16 protein-coding genes are annotated in these 15,838 nt (G+C 51.8%); 8 read left to right on the top strand and 8 right to left on the bottom strand.

Annotated elements, in window-relative coordinates; translation table 11 throughout:
• Positions 1-74: 74 nt before the first annotated feature.
• Genes ACFO3I_RS17065 through tsaA form a run of 5 tightly spaced genes read right to left on the bottom strand, consistent with a single transcriptional unit; the run spans position 75 to position 4,759 of the window.
• Complete coding sequence (locus tag ACFO3I_RS17065; RefSeq protein ID WP_377336081.1) at positions 75-866, bottom strand: TetR/AcrR family transcriptional regulator; 792 nt, start codon at positions 864-866, stop codon at positions 75-77.
• A gap of 2 nt (positions 867-868) precedes the next feature.
• Positions 869-1,174, bottom strand: coding sequence for a DUF6170 family protein (locus ACFO3I_RS17060; RefSeq protein ID WP_377336078.1), 306 nt, complete (start codon positions 1,172-1,174; stop codon positions 869-871).
• Between the two features lie 47 nt (positions 1,175-1,221).
• Positions 1,222-2,943: a proline--tRNA ligase gene (locus ACFO3I_RS17055; protein ID WP_377336076.1), complete on the bottom strand. Its 1,722-nt coding sequence runs from the start codon at positions 2,941-2,943 to the stop codon at positions 1,222-1,224.
• 57 nt (positions 2,944-3,000) lie between these two features.
• Positions 3,001-4,080 carry a Kelch repeat-containing protein gene (locus tag ACFO3I_RS17050; protein WP_377336074.1) on the bottom strand — a complete coding sequence of 360 codons (1,080 nt, stop codon included), beginning with the start codon at positions 4,078-4,080 and terminating at the stop codon, positions 3,001-3,003.
• On the bottom strand, positions 3,998-4,759 hold the full coding sequence (gene tsaA / locus ACFO3I_RS17045) for a tRNA (N6-threonylcarbamoyladenosine(37)-N6)-methyltransferase TrmO (RefSeq protein WP_377336072.1): 762 nt from the start codon (positions 4,757-4,759) through the stop codon (positions 3,998-4,000). The genes ACFO3I_RS17050 and tsaA overlap by 83 nt, the downstream gene beginning before the upstream one ends.
• Positions 4,760-5,021: 262 nt before the next feature.
• On the opposite strand from tsaA, the gene purU reads away from it, so the two are divergent.
• From purU to ACFO3I_RS17030, 3 genes are read left to right on the top strand one after another with little or no spacing between them, the layout of a single operon-like run.
• On the top strand, positions 5,022-5,855 hold the full coding sequence (gene purU, locus ACFO3I_RS17040; protein WP_377336070.1) for a formyltetrahydrofolate deformylase: 834 nt from the start codon (positions 5,022-5,024) through the stop codon (positions 5,853-5,855).
• 32 nt (positions 5,856-5,887) lie between these two features.
• Positions 5,888-6,370 (top strand): acyl-CoA thioesterase, encoded by a 483-nt coding sequence (locus tag ACFO3I_RS17035; RefSeq protein ID WP_377336068.1) that lies wholly within the window; start codon positions 5,888-5,890, stop codon positions 6,368-6,370.
• Positions 6,370-6,894 (top strand): hypothetical protein, encoded by a 525-nt coding sequence (locus tag ACFO3I_RS17030; RefSeq protein ID WP_377336066.1) that lies wholly within the window; start codon positions 6,370-6,372, stop codon positions 6,892-6,894. Before ACFO3I_RS17035 ends, ACFO3I_RS17030 begins: the two co-directional genes overlap by 1 nt.
• Here ACFO3I_RS17030 and can read toward each other — a convergent pair.
• A complete protein-coding gene (can, locus tag ACFO3I_RS17025) occupies positions 6,881-7,537 on the bottom strand; it encodes a carbonate dehydratase (RefSeq protein WP_377336064.1) in 657 nt (218 codons plus the stop codon). The two genes, ACFO3I_RS17030 and can, sit on opposite strands and share 14 nt — an antisense overlap.
• Before the next feature lie 170 nt (positions 7,538-7,707).
• Between can and galU the strand changes: the two genes are divergently transcribed.
• Both galU and ACFO3I_RS17015 read left to right on the top strand, forming a co-directional pair.
• Positions 7,708-8,601, top strand: coding sequence for a UTP--glucose-1-phosphate uridylyltransferase GalU (gene galU / locus ACFO3I_RS17020; RefSeq protein ID WP_377336062.1), 894 nt, complete (start codon positions 7,708-7,710; stop codon positions 8,599-8,601).
• Positions 8,602-8,769: 168 nt separating this feature from the next.
• Entirely contained in the window at positions 8,770-9,297 is a 528-nt protein-coding gene (locus tag ACFO3I_RS17015) for an H-NS family histone-like protein (RefSeq protein WP_377336060.1), read from the top strand.
• A 74-nt stretch (positions 9,298-9,371) separates the two neighbouring features.
• Here the strand turns inward: ACFO3I_RS17015 and ACFO3I_RS17010 are convergent, their stop codons facing one another.
• Positions 9,372-10,115: a YciK family oxidoreductase gene (locus ACFO3I_RS17010; protein WP_377336058.1), complete on the bottom strand. Its 744-nt coding sequence runs from the start codon at positions 10,113-10,115 to the stop codon at positions 9,372-9,374.
• Positions 10,116-10,325: 210 nt separating this feature from the next.
• Here ACFO3I_RS17010 and ACFO3I_RS17005 point away from each other — a divergent pair, with 210 nt between their 5' ends.
• The 3 genes from ACFO3I_RS17005 to ACFO3I_RS16995 all read left to right on the top strand — a co-directional run bounded on the left by ACFO3I_RS17005 (position 10,326) and on the right by ACFO3I_RS16995 (position 14,443).
• Complete coding sequence (locus tag ACFO3I_RS17005; RefSeq protein ID WP_377336056.1) at positions 10,326-12,704, top strand: VolA/Pla-1 family phospholipase; 2,379 nt, start codon at positions 10,326-10,328, stop codon at positions 12,702-12,704.
• A 99-nt stretch (positions 12,705-12,803) separates the two neighbouring features.
• The gene (gene sohB, locus ACFO3I_RS17000; RefSeq protein ID WP_377336053.1) at positions 12,804-13,796 is read left to right on the top strand and encodes a protease SohB; all 993 of its coding nucleotides are present in this window, start codon (positions 12,804-12,806) and stop codon (positions 13,794-13,796) included.
• A complete protein-coding gene (locus ACFO3I_RS16995) occupies positions 13,796-14,443 on the top strand; it encodes a thiopurine S-methyltransferase (RefSeq protein WP_377336050.1) in 648 nt (215 codons plus the stop codon). Before sohB ends, ACFO3I_RS16995 begins: the two co-directional genes overlap by 1 nt.
• Before the next feature lie 68 nt (positions 14,444-14,511).
• Here ACFO3I_RS16995 and ACFO3I_RS16990 read toward each other — a convergent pair whose 3' ends face one another.
• A complete protein-coding gene (locus ACFO3I_RS16990; RefSeq protein WP_377336047.1) occupies positions 14,512-15,819 on the bottom strand; it encodes a dicarboxylate/amino acid:cation symporter in 1,308 nt (435 codons plus the stop codon).
• Between the last annotated feature and the right edge of the window lie 19 nt (positions 15,820-15,838).

The following is a 15,838-nucleotide window of genomic DNA, read 5'->3' as shown; positions in this document are numbered from 1 at the left end:
GGCATTATAAAGCGAAATGCCCGCCGGAAACATCTGCATTTTCCAATGCGAACAGTTCGAATTTGTAACAAAACTCAGAGCTGCAGCGACGCCGGAAGTTCAGCCATTTCAGCAGCGAACACTTCGTGAGCCACCCGTTGCCAGCTGGCCTGATAATCAAAGTCTGCGCTGAGTGGTTGCCATTGCATGCCATCGAGCAAGGTATTGAGGTTAAACAAAAAAGGGTTCATTCCGCCCAGCCTGCTTATACTGTGGCTGGCTCTGGCATTGAGTAACAAGGCGATGCCACCAAAGGCCATCGCCCAGTTGGCAAAGGCCATCAGCTCCATTGACGACTCGGTGTCGCAGCGCAATTCCTGTTGCTCCACTGCCTGAGCCAGCAGGCTGTCGATCAGCAGGGTGATTTCCTTTTCTAAATCCTGCTGCATCAGCGTGCGGGCTTGAGAGGCTTTTTCCTGCACAAAAGGGCTTTTGGCGGTCAGCACACAATTAAATAATACGGGGTTGCGCTCAGAAGCCAGCAAATAGGCAAAGTGCATCGCCAGTGCTTTTTCCCGGCTGTTGCCCTGAAAATCGCGGGCTTTGCGGTACAGCACCAGCTCTTCGCGCATGGCGGCGTTACAGAGCGCGACAATCACGTCTTCTTTGCTGCAAAAATGGTTGTACAAGGTGCCTTTGGAATACGGGCTGAGTTTGGTCAGCCGCTCCATGGTCAGGTTGGCAAAGCCTTCTTGTTTCACCAGCTCAAAGGCGATACCCAGCAGCTCTTGTTCGCGGTCAGCGATGGCCTGTTGCTTACGGCTGATCCGGTTTTGCAGCGGGTACACCGGATCTTTGCTGGCCAACTCACACAAGAACTTCAGCATGCTTAGTCCTGCGGGTCTAACTTTAGCTGGCTTCTGCTCTGGCGCAGATAAGGCCGACAGAGTTTAAAGGTCAGCGGTCTGGTGAGCAGCGGGTAGGCGACCAATAACACCGCTATCCATAACAAATCAGCCGCGTTCTGGTAGCGGGCGATCAGCATAAACAATGGCACCAGAATGGCCAGTTTCAGCAGATTCAGCACCAGCTTTTTCGGGGTAGGCAACTGATCGGTGGCTTTGCGCACCACTTGCATGCGCTCTGCAAAGTTCAGCCCCTGCAATTCATCGATGGTATGACTGGAAAAGTGCATAACAGCTCCGAAGCAGGCTCACCCCAGGATGAGCCCGCAATTGCCGGTTAGACCAGAGACTTCAGGACCGCTTGCACCTGGTTCAGTTCAAGCAGTTGTTTTTCACCGGTCAGACGGTTTTTCAGTTCGACTTTCTGTTCATCCAGATTGCGTTCACCCACGATAATATGGAAAGGCACACCCAGCAGTTCCATATCGGCAAACATCACTCCAGGACGCTCTTTCCGATCGTCAAACAGCACTTCAAAACCGGCGGCAGTCAGTTCGCTGTACAGCGCCTCAGCCGCTTCCTGGATACGCACAGATTTGTGCATATTCATCGGCACCAGCGCCACAGTAAAGGGGGCAATAGCGACAGGCCACTTAATGCCAAACTCGTCATGGTTTTGCTCTATGGCGGCTGCAACAATACGGCTGACGCCGACCCCGTAACAACCCATGGTCATGATTTGGTGTTTGCCTTCTTCGTTCAGCACGCCGGCTTTCATCGCGGATGAATAGCGGTCGCCTAACTGGAAAATATGGCCCACTTCAATACCACGACGGATCACCAGCGTGCCGTTGCCGCATGGGCTTGGGTCACCTTCAACCACGTTGCGTAAGTCGTAGCTTTGGTAGTTTTGAATATCGCGGTCGAAATTCACGCCAGTCAGGTGGAAGCCATCTTTATTGGCGCCACAGACAAAATCCGCCAGATGCGCGGCGCTGTGGTCAACAATGACCGGAATGCTCAGGCCAACAGGACCGACAGAACCCGGAGCTGCACCACAGACGGTTTTCACTTCGTCTTCGGTGGCAAATTGCAGCGGGCTGGCAATAAGCGGGTGTTTTTCTGCTTTGATTTCATTCAGTTCATGGTCGCCACGCAGAATAAGCGCGACGAAGCTGACTGGTGCTTTTTCGTCGTCCGAGTGGGCACGCACAATCAGGGTTTTGGCAATTTGAGCTGCCGCGACCTGCAACAAGGCAGACACTTGGTCGATGGTTTTGGCATCAGGCGTGGCGACTTCGGCTTTGGCCTGACTTGCGGCAGGACGGGCACCGGTTGGCGCCAGCGCTTCAGCTTTTTCGATATTAGCGGCGTAGTCGCTGCCATCGGAGAACACAATGGCATCTTCACCGGATGCCGCCAGTACATGGAACTCATGCGACATGCTGCCACCAATGGCGCCGGTGTCGGCCAGTACTGGGCGGAAATCCAGGCCCAGACGGGTGAAAATATTGCAGTAGGCCTGGTACATGGCGTCGTAGGTTTGTTGCAGGCTTTCCTGGCTTAAATGAAAGGAATAGGCATCTTTCATTAAAAACTCACGGGCGCGCATCACACCAAAACGTGGACGACGCTCGTCACGGAATTTAGTCTGAATTTGATACAGATTGATTGGCAGCTGTTTGTAGCTGGTGATCTCTTTACGTACCAGGTCGGTGATCACTTCTTCGTGAGTCGGGCCTAACACGAAGTCGCGCTGGTGGCGGTCTTTAAAACGCAGCAGTTCGGCGTCCATTTTGTCCCAGCGGCCAGATTCCTGCCACAGCTCGGCGTGCTGCACCACAGGCATCAGCACTTCAATGGCACCGGCTTTGTTCATTTCTTCGCGGACAATCTGTTCCACCTTGCGTAACACCCGCAGGCCTGACGGCAACCAGGTATAAAGGCCTGAGGCGAGGCGACGTACCATACCTGCACGCATCATCAGCTGATGGCTGATAATCTCGGCGTCTGCAGGGGTTTCTTTTAATGTAGAAATTAAATACTGACTTGTCCGCATACTGAATTCCGTGTTGTTTTCTTCTTAATAATTACAGCCATTCTACCAAGGTGCAGCTCAGGGCTGAAGTTTAATCTGATGTTGGGTCCACTGGTTTGTGACTTGCTGGCCTTTGAGCATACCGCCCAGGCTATATAATTCGCCATTCAGGCTGATCAGGGTTCGCAGGTCCATCACGCCCTGGCCTGGTTCGGCTTGTTGCCATTGGTTACTGGCCGGGTCGAACAACCAAATGGCCGTGCTGGGTTCGGCCGGCTGGCCGTTGTAGCCCATGCCATTAAAGTTATACGCTGTTTCGCTGCCGCCTATAAAGGCCAGATAAACCTTGCCATCCAGTGTGACGGGGCTCGCGGCCATCCGGTAGCGGGATTTGCCGTCAGGGTGGGGCAGCACTTGCCAGCTAATTTTGGCCGGGTCTCTGTTGTCAATGTCGCCGCGCCAGCACTGCGCCAGCGCTTGATACTGCCGTGGTGGAGGTTGGTAGCTGACGGCGACACCGTCACACAACACCAACACTGAGCCAGTGATGGCGCCGGCCAGGCCAAAGCTGGGCGTGCCCGGAAATGGGGTGGCCTGACTCCATTTTTGCGTGAAGTTGTCAAAGCGTTGTATCAGATTGACATTGCCGTCCTGCGACCAGCCGCTGGCGAGGTAAATGTATCTGTTCTGATAACTCAGCGCGACGGCGTCGTCGACCGCCACTGGCATATCCGGCAATTTGTTGTAAGTGCGGGTGACCGGACTGTAGCGATAACTCTCAGCGCTGGTGGTTTCGCTGCCATCGGCCGCCACTGTGTAGCCACCAAACAGGAAAAAATGATTTTGCAGTGTAACGCCGCTGGCGGCCAGCCGGCCGCTTAACCGGGCGCGACTGGGTACAGGGCTGACGTTTTGCCAGACCGGCTCGCCCTGCGTCCATTGCCAGGCTCTGTTGTGCACATCCTTGGCTGTTTTGCCGCTGCCAAGCCCCATAAAACTGCTGACATAGGTTTTACCACCCACACTGGTCGCCAGCACCACCTGGTTACTGACCGGTTCCGGCAGGGCGGGCAGATCAGTCGCCTGTGTTGTCGGGCTCAGTAGCAGCGTCAGCAGGCTCGCGGCTGTTATCCGGTTGCAGGGAAATTTCGGTAACATGGTTGTGGCCTCCGTTCACTGTCCATTTGATATTAAAGTGATACAGGGTCATGCCATAGCTTTGTGTGTCACTTCGTTGTTTTTTGTACTGGGGTCTGGGGTCTTGCTTCAAGACTTTTTCGATCAGCAGGCGCAATTCCGGGACTTGCTGTTGGCGCTGACAAAAGGCGTCGGCCTGTTCAGAAAAGCTGACCGTCATATCGGTTTCTGGCGCACTGTCGGCAAAGCCGCCGCTGGCGTCCGGCAATGCATCGGCGTAAGGCAGGTAAGGTTTGATATCAAGAATGGGGGTGCCGTCGAGCAAGTCCACGCCGGATAATTGCAATACCAGACGGCCCTGACGGCGCAGCACGCCTTCCAGTTTCACCACAGATAAACCCACAGGGTTGGGCCTGAAAGTAGCCCGGGTGGCAAACACGCCTTTTTTGGCATTGCCGCCCAGGCGGGGCGGCCGCACCAGCGGTGACCAGCCTTTGTCGGCAGTTTCATGAAACACAAACACCAGCCATAAATGACTGAAGGCTTCAATGCCACGCACCATCGCATCGTCGTCATAGCCTTTTTCCAATACCAGCTCGGCTTTGGCTTCGGCAATCAATCCCGGCTGACGGGGAATGGCAAATTTTTGTTTGTATGGGGAGCGGACGTAACCCACGACCTGCAGTTGATAAGAGGGCATTCGATCCTCAGGGCAACGGGTGCCTGACACTAATAAGCAACTAATAACAAGGCGGTATTATGGCAGTTCCTTTCTGCAGAGGACAAGTTCGTTGCTGCAAAGCCTAAGCTAGAAGAAAAAGTGCTTTACAATCCGCCGGATATACAGGATACATTAGCAAATAAGCAAGCCAGAGAGCCTGCAGCCAATCAACCCGTGTTGCCTTCCACGTAAATTCCGCTCTGCATGTTGTGCCTGAAGATTTTGACGAGAATAGTGAACCATGGAAAAGAAAGTACTGTTAGTGGAATGCCCGGATTCCAAAGGGCTGATCGCGCAAATTACCAATATTTGTTACAAGCACCAGCTGAATATTATCCGCAACACCGAATTTGTAGACCCGGACTCCGGCGTGTTTTTTATGCGCACGCAGCTTGAAGGCATTTTCAATGACCAGACGCTGTTATGGGACCTTGACCATGCGTTGCCCAACGGCAGTAAACGCCAACTGATTGCCCAAGGCAAAAAACGGGTGGTGATTCTGGTGACCAAAGAGGCCCATTGCCTGGGCGATATTCTGATGAAGGTGTATGACGGCTCTTTGCCGCTGGATATTGCTGCTGTGGTGGGCAACCATCCTGAACTGCAAAGCTTAAGCGAAAAATTTGAATTGCCCTATCATTGGGTCAGTCATTTGCATAAAAGCCGCGAACAGCATGAGGCGGAGCTGCAACAGGTGATTGACAGCTACCAGCCGGATTATCTGGTGCTGGCTAAGTTTATGCGGGTGTTAAGCCCGGCTTTTGTGGCGGCCTATAAAGGGCGCATCATCAATATCCATCATAGTTTTCTGCCTGCCTTTATTGGCGCCAACCCTTATCATCAGGCACATAAACGTGGGGTGAAAATCATTGGTGCTACGGCGCATTTTGTCACGGACGACCTCGACGAAGGCCCGATTATCAAGCAACTGGTGACCCCGGTGGATCACACCTACAGCGCGTCCGATATGGTGAAAGCCGGCCGTGATGTGGAAAAAAATGTGCTGAGTAAAGCGCTGCAGCTGGTGCTGGAAGACCGGGTTTTTGTCTGTGGCAATAAAACCGTCATTCTTTAAGCCAGCTATGCTTAGCGAAAAAAGGAGTCTGTATGGCATTGCGACGACAGGTTGAATTTCGTTTTCTGGCAGAACCCACCCATGTGAATTTTGGCGGTAAGGTGCACGGCGGCATGGTGATGAAATGGATTGACCAGGTGGCTTACGCTTGTGCCGCCGGCTGGAGTGGTTTGTATTGTGTCACAGTGTCGGTAGGGACTATCCGCTTTCGTCATCCGATCCTGGTGGGGCATCAGGTTGAGCTGGTCGCCCGTATTGTCCAGACCGGCACCACCAGCATGCAGGTGCTGGTGCAGGTCAGCTCCTTTGACAGCAAAGGCGGCGCCAAACAGGAAACCAATCATTGCATTATCAGCTTTGTCGCGCTGGACGCCGAAGGCCAGCCCGCCGCCGTGCCGGCCTGGGTACCGCAAACAGATGAAGATCGTTTTTTAGAAGCTTATGCCCGCAAGACCAAAGCTTTTTCGCAGGAGGTTGAGCAGGACATGCTGGATTTCTATAAGGAGAGTCCCTGATGAAATGCATTGCTGTGTTGTTAGTGAGTGTTGTCTGGCTGGCTCAGGCTGCTGAGCCGGTACTGCATCCGAAACTGGAAGTGTTCAGGCCTCTGCTGAATAGCTTCTGGCAGGGTGATTTAACTGAACCAGGCAAAACAGAAACCATGATCGATAAATCCAGCTGGCTGCGGGTGCTCAATGGGCAGGCCATTAAAACCATTCATTCGATCAATGAGGGGGCATATGGCGGCGAAAGCATGATCTTCTGGGACGAAAAACAGCAAAGCCTGGCCTATTACTACTTCACCACCGCAGGATTTTATACCCATGGCACCATGCAGGTTGATGAGGTTACTGGCGCTATTGTGGCACTGGAGCAGGTAGAAAATAATGCCCAGGGCATTACTCAGGTGCGCTCGCGCTCAGTGATGCAAGGAGAAAAGCTGGTGGTGGAATCTGAGTACCTGAAAAACGGCGACTGGGTGAAAGGGCACAGTGCGGTGTATCAGCGCACTGCACCCACAGAGATTATTTTTCGCTGAGGGATTCGTCCATCGGCTCCAGCTGATAAATATTGTCGATTTGCGATGGGTTGGAGTGACTGACTTTTAAGTCTTTCACCCGGCCATTGCGCAGACTGTAAACCCAACCATGTACCGTCAGTTCCTGGCCACGCTCCCAGGCGTCCTGTACAAAGCTGGTGTGACAGACATTGCGCGCCTGTTCGACCACATTCAGCTCACAAAGACGGTTCAGCCGTGTCGCTTCATCGGCAATGCCATCCAATTCATCACGATGCAGTGCATACACATCTTTAATATTGCGCAGCCAGTTGTCGACAAAACCAATACGCTGCTTGTTCATGGCGGACGCAATGCCCCCACAACCGTAGTGACCCACCACCATAATGTGTTTCACTTTCAGCACATCAATGGCGAACTGCAACACAGAAAGGCAGTTGATATCGGAATGCACCACCAGATTCGCCACATTACGGTGTACAAACAGCTCACCAGGTAACAAACCGACGATTTCATTGGCCGGAACCCGGCTGTCTGAACAGCCAATCCACAAATATTCGGGCGCTTGTTGTTCAGATAATTGTTTAAAAAAGCCCGGAGCTTCCTGCTCAATCCGGTCTGCCCATTCTTTATTGTTAGCAAATAATTGTTTGATATCTGACATAGGCTCACCTTAGAAAAAACTGCGCTACGATACCTGATCCGTCTCGGGGAAGAACCCCGACCAGCTTTCGGATTCGGTCGGGATACAGAAAGCTGGTCGCATTATAGTCCCTGCATGTATCATAGGAAGAGAAAACTCTTGTTTATTGCTGTAGAGCAAGGATTGTTGCGATGATGAAATTAAAAAAAGCGGTGATTCCAGTCGCAGGCCTGGGAACCCGGATGTTACCGGCAACCAAAGCCATTCCGAAAGAAATGTTACCTGTAGTTGATAAACCCTTAATTCAATATGTGGTCGAAGAAGCGGCAGCCGCAGGTATTACTGAAATTGTGTTGGTGACTCATTCCAGTAAAAACTCGATAGAAAACCATTTTGATACCAGCTTTGAATTGGAAACTCAGCTGGAAAAGCGGGTTAAACGTTCATTGCTGGACGAAGTTCGCTCCATCAACCCAAAACATGTGACAGTGATTTCAGTGCGCCAGCCTGTCGCACTGGGGTTGGGTCATGCCGTGTTGTGTGCTGCACCTGTAGTCGGAAACGAACCTTTTGCGGTGATATTGCCGGATGTACTGATTGATAAATATCAGGCCGACCCGCGTAAGCATAATTTGAAAGCCATGATTGAACGATTTGAACAAACGGGCGCCAGCCAGATCATGGTGGAACCTGTTCCTCAGGCTGAAGCGGACAAATACGGCATTGTCGATCTAAATGGTGCCGTATTAGAGGCGGGTCAATCGGTATCGATCAAAGACATGGTCGAAAAGCCGGATTTGGAAGACGCGCCTTCGAACCTGGCTATTACAGGCCGTTATGTGTTATCTGCCAACATTTGGGACTTATTGCGCCGAACCGCCCCCGGTGCTGGCGGAGAAATACAGCTGACTGATGCATTGCATTCTTTGCTCGCGAAGGAAACGATTGAGGCGTACCATATTCAGGGCAAATCACATGATTGTGGTAGCAAGATAGGGTACTTGAAAGCTATTGTTGAATACGGCTTACAAGATCCAGTTCTGAAAAAAGACTTTGCTGCATTTTTGAAACAAAGTCCGGTGTAATTTCGTACATCATTTACTGGACAACATATAAATCTCATCTAGCTTTTTAAGCAGTATCAGCAAAATCATCAGATTCTTGCTGACCATCTGTTTATATAAGCAAAATATATTAGCTGCAGAGCACAATTTCGTAGTATTCTGCGGCTAATTTTATTGTCGGAGGTTTAAATGTCTTTGTTATTAGATAAAAAAGAGCTGAAAAAAGCGGCGAAAGAAATCACGACCATCAAATTACAGGAAGTAATTGATACCTTAAATTCTGTACTGGTTGAGCGTCAGAAAGAAACGGAAGTATTGGAACAGATCCGTGCTTTAGCCAAGTCACAGGGCTTTACCCTGGAGCAACTGGGTTACAAACTGGATGCAGAAGCTGCCGTTGTGGCGACTGAATCTGCCGAACCAGTCGGCAAACGTCCTGTGAAGCCAAAATTCAAAACCATCAATAAAGAAAGCCAGTTTTTCTATATAGATGGTGGCAAGTTGCATCTGTTAAAAACCCACACCATGAAACAAGGTTTGCTGGACCGTGGTATCAAGGTGGTTCCATTTCATAAAGTGGAAGCAAAGTATGCGAAAGATGTGGAAGCATTGTTAGCAGACGCTGTAGTGCAAGCGGGTGAAAACTACAACACCAAAGTGGATGTATGGAACCTGTGGGCTCAGGCCAACGGTGAAGAGTTGTTGCAGAAGAAATAATGCAGCCGTCCGTTATGGATAAAACGACCAAGGCCCCTAAGTAGGGGCCTTGGTCGTTTTAGCAGAGACTGCATTTATTTTTGTTGAGCATCCAGCGACTGGCCATTCACGCTCAGGCTGTCATCGCTCATCAGGTACAAATAGACCGGCATAATGCTGTCTGCGGTTGGCAAACTTAACTGGTCTTCACCTGGATAGGCTCTGTTACGCATTTTAGTGCGGGTGGCGCCAGGATTAATGGCATTCACCCGGATCACCGAGCCTTCGTATTCGTCAGCCATCAGCTGCATTAAACCTTCAGTGGCGAACTTAGAGACCGCATAAGGCCCCCAATAGGCACGGCCTTGCCGACCCACTCCAGATGAAGTGAACACGATAGACGCATGCGGAGCTTTCTTCAGCACAGGGATCAACGCCTGGCTCAGCAACATAGCTGAGGTCAGATTGACCTGCATAATGTCATTCCAGGTTTCCAGGTCGATATGCTCAAAGGGACTCAATACCCCTAAGATACCGGCGTTATGCAGCACGCCATCCAGCTTGCCAAATTCAGCCGTGATGGTTGCGGCCATATCTTTGTAATGTTTGGCTGTGGCACCTTTTAAATCCAAAGGAACAATGGCGGGCTCAGGATGACCTGCGGCGACAATCTCATCGTAGACGGCTTCCAGCTTTTTGGTGGTTTTGCCCAGCAGTATCACAGTGGCGCCAAAAGCGGCGTAGGTTTTTGCGGCTGCTTTGCCGATGCCATCACCTGCGCCGGTGACCAGAATCACTTTGCCTGCCAAGGCATTTGGGGCAGCTTGATAAACAAACATAATACTATCTCAGACCTTAAAAAATGGCGGCAGCATACCTGCTTCAACAGATTTTTGCACCTTTCTTTGGGTGCCCCTATTTTGCGCTAGCGAATTTTTTTGGTTTGGGTTAAGTTTAACTGGTCGTAGCTGTTAAAGCTCGGATCACAAAAACAAAAAACGCACCAGATCGGTGCGGAAACAAAAAAATACAGGACACGGGGAGATCATATGAAGAAGCTTTTGCTTAGCTTTGCCGTTGCCAGTGCGTTGGGCCTCACTGGTTGTGGTGGCGGTGAATCACTGGATGATATTAAAGACGACACAGAAACCGGAGGGCAGGTACAGGTTCCTCTGTCCCGCGTGGTATTTGACCCTTCAGCCGGAACTTTGTCTGTACCCAATGATTTGTTGTTGCAGGGCACCAATGACGGCACCTTATATATGCCAGGCGAAAAAAGCCCGGTCACAGGCGCAGCGCTGGCAGCGCCGAATTATGCAGACCCTTCAACGGCTTTAGGGGCTCTGGACGGCTGGTCAACCCAAAACCCATTTTCCATCAGTTTAAGTTTTGCCAGCGGGGTTTCATTGGACGCTGCCACAGCCTCTATGCCGGGTTCGGTGATGCTGGTTGAAGCCGTGATGGGCGACCCGATGTCAAGCGACGCGGACTGCCGTGCTGTACCCCGAGGTGTGGCCTGTAAACCGGTAAAGAAGCTGACCTTTGGTGTGGATTACATCAGCAAAGCCAGTGGCAACAGTGTGGCGGTGATCCCGTTAAAACCACTGAAATCGAACACCACCTATATTCTGGTGCTGACTGACCAGTTAAAAGACTCCGATGGCCGTTCTATTGCTGGCTCAGTTACTTATGAACTGGTGCGCCAGGACATCGCGACCAAGCCACTGGGTTCAGCTGCACAGCTGGCGCTGCAAGGCGTGATCAATAGCTTCGAAAATGTGGTTTCGACGCAAAGCATCAATAAAGACAGCATTATTTATACCGCGGCTATCACGACCCAATCGGTGCAACCAGTATTTGCCACCATCAAAGGCTTGATGGGACAAACGGTCGGCACTGCTGCGTCGCCTGTATTGAGTCTGACCAATACTGGCTTAACAGTCGCTCAGGCATCACCTCAGCTAGCCGCAGCCAGTCCTTTATTCCAGATGGCCAGACTCTATACCGGCACAGTGAACCTGCCTTATTACCTGGGCACACCAACAGAAGCCAACCCAACTGCGCCACTCAATGTGCGTTGGTCGGCCCGTTGTGATTCTGGTGCCATTATTGGAATGATGTCCGATGCACAAAAGACCGATGCTGCAGCAAAGATCACGGATCCAGCGCAAGCAGCCAATGATGCATTTTGCGATGTTGCGTCTAAAGGCCAGCTGCGTGATTTTGGCTTGGATACATTCCGTCACCTGACCAAGTTTAACGTTATTCCTAAAGTAAACTCTGTGCAAAACGTGCCTGTACAGGTCACAGTACCGGACGAAACTCTGGTGGCCAGCCTTGGCGTCACCAAGCCTGCGGCCGGTTGGCCTGTGGTGATCCTGCAACACGGTATTACATCACGTAAAGAAGACATGCTGGCGATTACAGGTGCGCTGTCTGCCCGCGGTTTTGCGACTATTGCCATCGACCATCCGCTGCACGGCGCCCGTGGTTTTGGTCAGATGAACGCCACCACTGTGGACGCGACAGTCTATATGAACCTGTCGAATCTGCTGGTGACCCGCGATAATCTGCGTCAGAGCATTGCCGATATTCTTGGTTTGCGTTTGGGCATGAACTTTAATAACCAACCTGGTTTGCTGAATACGCAGGATGTGCAATTCCTGGGTATTTCATTAGGTTCTATCAGCGGTGTTTCTGCAGTGGCTATGGCCAATAGCAGCACTGGCAATGCTCAGCTGGATGCCTTCTACAAAATGCGTTCGGCCGCCTTATCAGTACCTGGCGGTGCTGTAGCGAACTTCCTGTTGGAATCTGCTGCTTTCGCGCCAACCATTAAAGCCAGCATCTTGTTGGGTGCCGGTGGTACGACAGCACAGGGTTACATTGACTTCGCCACAGCTCAAGCAGGCTGTGGTGGGGCTCAGACGGCACCTTATGCAGCTTGCTTCAAGCCATTCGTGCAGTACCTGACCAGCACTGGCAATACTGCCGCAGTCGCTGCTTTGAATGCTGCCTTTACCCAGTTTGCCTTTGCGGCGCAGACGGTGACTGATTCTGGTGATCCAAACAACTTCGCTTCAACCTTTGTTGCAACGGCCACTCCGGCTTATATCAACGAAGTGGTTGGCAATGGCGCTGACAGCCTGTCGGATCAGGTGATCCCGAATAAGGCTGAGATGCCATTAGCAGGTACTGAGCCACTGGCTCGCCTGTTAGGCGCAACTGCAGTGAATAATGTGGCAGGCACTTACCCTGTCACCGGTACTTCGCTGAGCCGCTTTATTGCCGGTGAGCACGGTTCACTGTTGCGTCCTACTGTACCGGCCGTGACCACCGAGATGCAAACTCAAACCGTCAGTTTCTTGTTAAGCCGCGGCGCTGGCCTGAGTGTGGCCAACGGTGCTGTGATGGCTCCGGCCAACTAAACTTCTGTACTGACCAAGGCCCGGCTTTCGCCGGGCCTTTTCTTTTGCTGAACTCAGCAGCGGCAGGCTAGAATGCCCTTTTTGCCTTAAGGAAATCCCGTGGAATTTTTGTATCACTATGGCCTGTTTCTGGCCAAGGCCGTGACTATTGTGCTTTGTGTCGCGTTCATTCTGATCCTGGTGGTGAGCAGCCGACAAAAGGGCCAGAAAGCTGGCCTGGAATTTACTGACTTATCCGCCGACTACAAGGATCAGCAACTCGAACTTCAGCACCAATTGCTGGACAAAAAGGCCTTTAAGCAATGGAAGAAAAGTCAGCCGGAAGACAAATCAAACGGGGCGGATAAACAGCGACTTTTTGTGATCAACTTTAATGGCAGTATGGACGCGCATGAAGTTGGAGCGCTGCGTGAAGAGGTGACGGCGGTGCTGGCGGTTGCTAAGCCGAGCGACGAAGTGCTGGTCCGGCTGGAAAGCCCTGGCGGCGTCGTGCACGGCTATGGCCTGGCGGCCTCACAACTGGAGCGGCTTCGCCAACGTGAGATCCCACTGACAGTCGCCGTCGATAAGGTGGCGGCCAGTGGCGGTTATATGATGGCGTGCATTGCCAACACCATTATTGCTGCACCTTTTGCTATTGTGGGTTCGATTGGCGTGGTGGCGCAATTGCCCAATTTTCACAAACTGCTGAAGAAAAACCATATCGATGTGGAGCAGTTCACTGCTGGTGAGTTTAAACGCACTGTGACAGTCTTTGCAGAAAACACCGACAAAGGCCGGCAAAAGTTTCAGCAGGAGCTGGAACAAACACACCTGCTGTTTAAAGAGTTTGTTGCCCGGCACAGACCAGTTCTGGATATCGATCAAGTAGCAACAGGCGAGCACTGGTTTGGTTATCAGGCCAAAGAGCTGAAGCTGGTCGACAAGTTGCAGACCAGCGATGACTACTTGCTGGCGAATTACGCCGAAAAACATGTAGTGCAGGTGAGTTTTCAGACGAAAGCCAAACTGGCCGAGCGTCTGGGGCTGGCAGCAGCTGCAGCCGTACATAAAGCCTGGCTAAAGTTGGCACAGCAGACGGGCTGGCACTGATGCAGGCTGAGTTTTGGCAGCAATGCTGGCAACAGCAACGCATTGGCTTTCATCAAACCGAGGTACATCCGCTGTTGCCGGTGCTGACGCAGCAATTGCAACTGTCGTCGTCCGTCAGCACCTTTGTGCCTTTGTGTGGAAAAAGCCTGGATATGCTGTGGTGGCGACAGTTTGGCTCTGTCGTCGGTGCAGAGTTGTCGGAATTGGCCTGCCAGCAGTTTTTCCTCGAAGCTGGTTTCGCAGCGTCCTGTCAGTCGCAAGGTGCTCACCAGCTCTATAGCGCGGAGCAGATCAGCCTGTGGCAAGGCGATTATTTTGCCTTAGAATCGTCGCAGTTAGGCCCTGTTGGCTTGATTTACGACAGAGCGGCCTTGATTGCATTGCCAGATGCGATGCGTACCCTCTATGTCGAAAAGCTGAAGCAGTTGTGTCCTGCTGCGTCCTTGTTATTGCTGACGCTGGACTATCCTGCTGCCGAAATGCAAGGTCCACCTTTTGCGATACCTGATCACGACGTGCATGCTTTGTTTCGCTTTGCTCAGTCGGTTGAGCTATTGGCGGTGCGGGATTTGACGGGACGGCCTTTTGCTCAGCGCCAGTTTAAAGTCAGCCGACTGATTGAGCGGGCTTACCTGATCCGCTGGTAAACAAAAAAGCCGGAGTGAACAACTCCGGCTTTTTTGTTGTCGTTGCAGCAGCTTGCTGCAACCCGACGTCAGAGCGATTTGCCTGCATTCGGGTCGTCGTAAATGCTTTGATCAAACTGCTTTTCGCTTTTGCCAATCAGGCAGGACACCATCGCATCGCCAGTAATATTGACCGCTGTCCGGGTCATATCCAGTAGACGGTCAACGCCAATAATCAGCGCTATACCTTCCACCGGCAGGCCAACCTGCTGCAGTACCATCGCCAGCATAATCAAGCCAACGCCCGGCACCCCTGCGGTGCCGATGGAGGCGAGGGTGGCTGTCAGGATCACCATCAGATAGTCTGTAAAGGTCAGGTCAATCTGGAACACCTGGGCAATAAAGACGGTGGCCACACCCTGCATAATGGCGGTACCATCCATATTGACGGTAGCGCCTAAAGGAATTGTGAAAGAGGCAATGTTGTTGCTGACACCAAGGCGTTTGGTGGTGGCATCCAGGTTCACCGGAATGGTGGCATTGCTGCTCGACATGCTAAAAGCAAACAGCGCTACATCTTTCATTTTGCGGAAAAACATGAGTGGGTTTAACTGACCAGCCAGTTTCAGGAAACTGCCGTAGATGATAAACGCATGGAGCAACAGCACAAAAAGCACGGTGCCAAAGTACCAGGCCAGGCTGCTTAAGTCGGATAAATCAAGGGTGGTAAACAGCTTGGCCATCAGGAAAAACACGCCGTATGGCGCCAGCGCCATCATAAAACCTACCAGCTTCATCACCACTTCGTTTAAATCATTAAACAAGTTACGCACCCGGACACCGGCGTCACCACTAAGCGCAATGGCCAGACCCATCAACACGGCAAACACAATAATTTGCAGCATTTCGCCTTTGGCCATGGCTTCCACTGGGTTGCTGGGGAAGATATTGATCAGCACCTGTACCAGTGAAGGGGCCTGAGCCACGCTGAAACTGGCCTCTGAGGTCATTTCGACACCAGCGCCAGGGGAAACCAACACCGCAAAAAAGATAGCCAGTGCGATGGCGATGGCGGTGGTCAGCGTGTACAAGCCAAGTGCTTTGCCGCCTAAACGGCCTAAAGTTCCGCCGTCGCTCAGTGAGCTGGTACCGCAGACCAAAGAGATAAACACCAATGGCACGACCAGCATTTTCAGGCTGGCCATAAAAATTTGGCCACCGATATGGAACAGACCGTCGACAAAAAATGCTTTGAGGCCAATATCCAGTCCGAGCAGGGAAATGACCCGCTCGTCTGCACCGGCCAACAGGCTTTTAAAGCCGGCGCCAACCAGAACCCCCAGGGCCATTGCAATCAGAATGCGGGCCGTCAGACTGAGTTTTTTTGAGTTATTCATTAAGTGTAGAGTCCAGTAC

Source organism: Rheinheimera marina (genome assembly GCF_042654345.1).
Taxonomy (GTDB): domain Bacteria; phylum Pseudomonadota; class Gammaproteobacteria; order Enterobacterales; family Alteromonadaceae; genus Pararheinheimera; species Pararheinheimera marina.
Note: the sequence above shows the minus strand (reverse complement) of the source record. Positions and strands in the feature narration are given on the sequence as shown.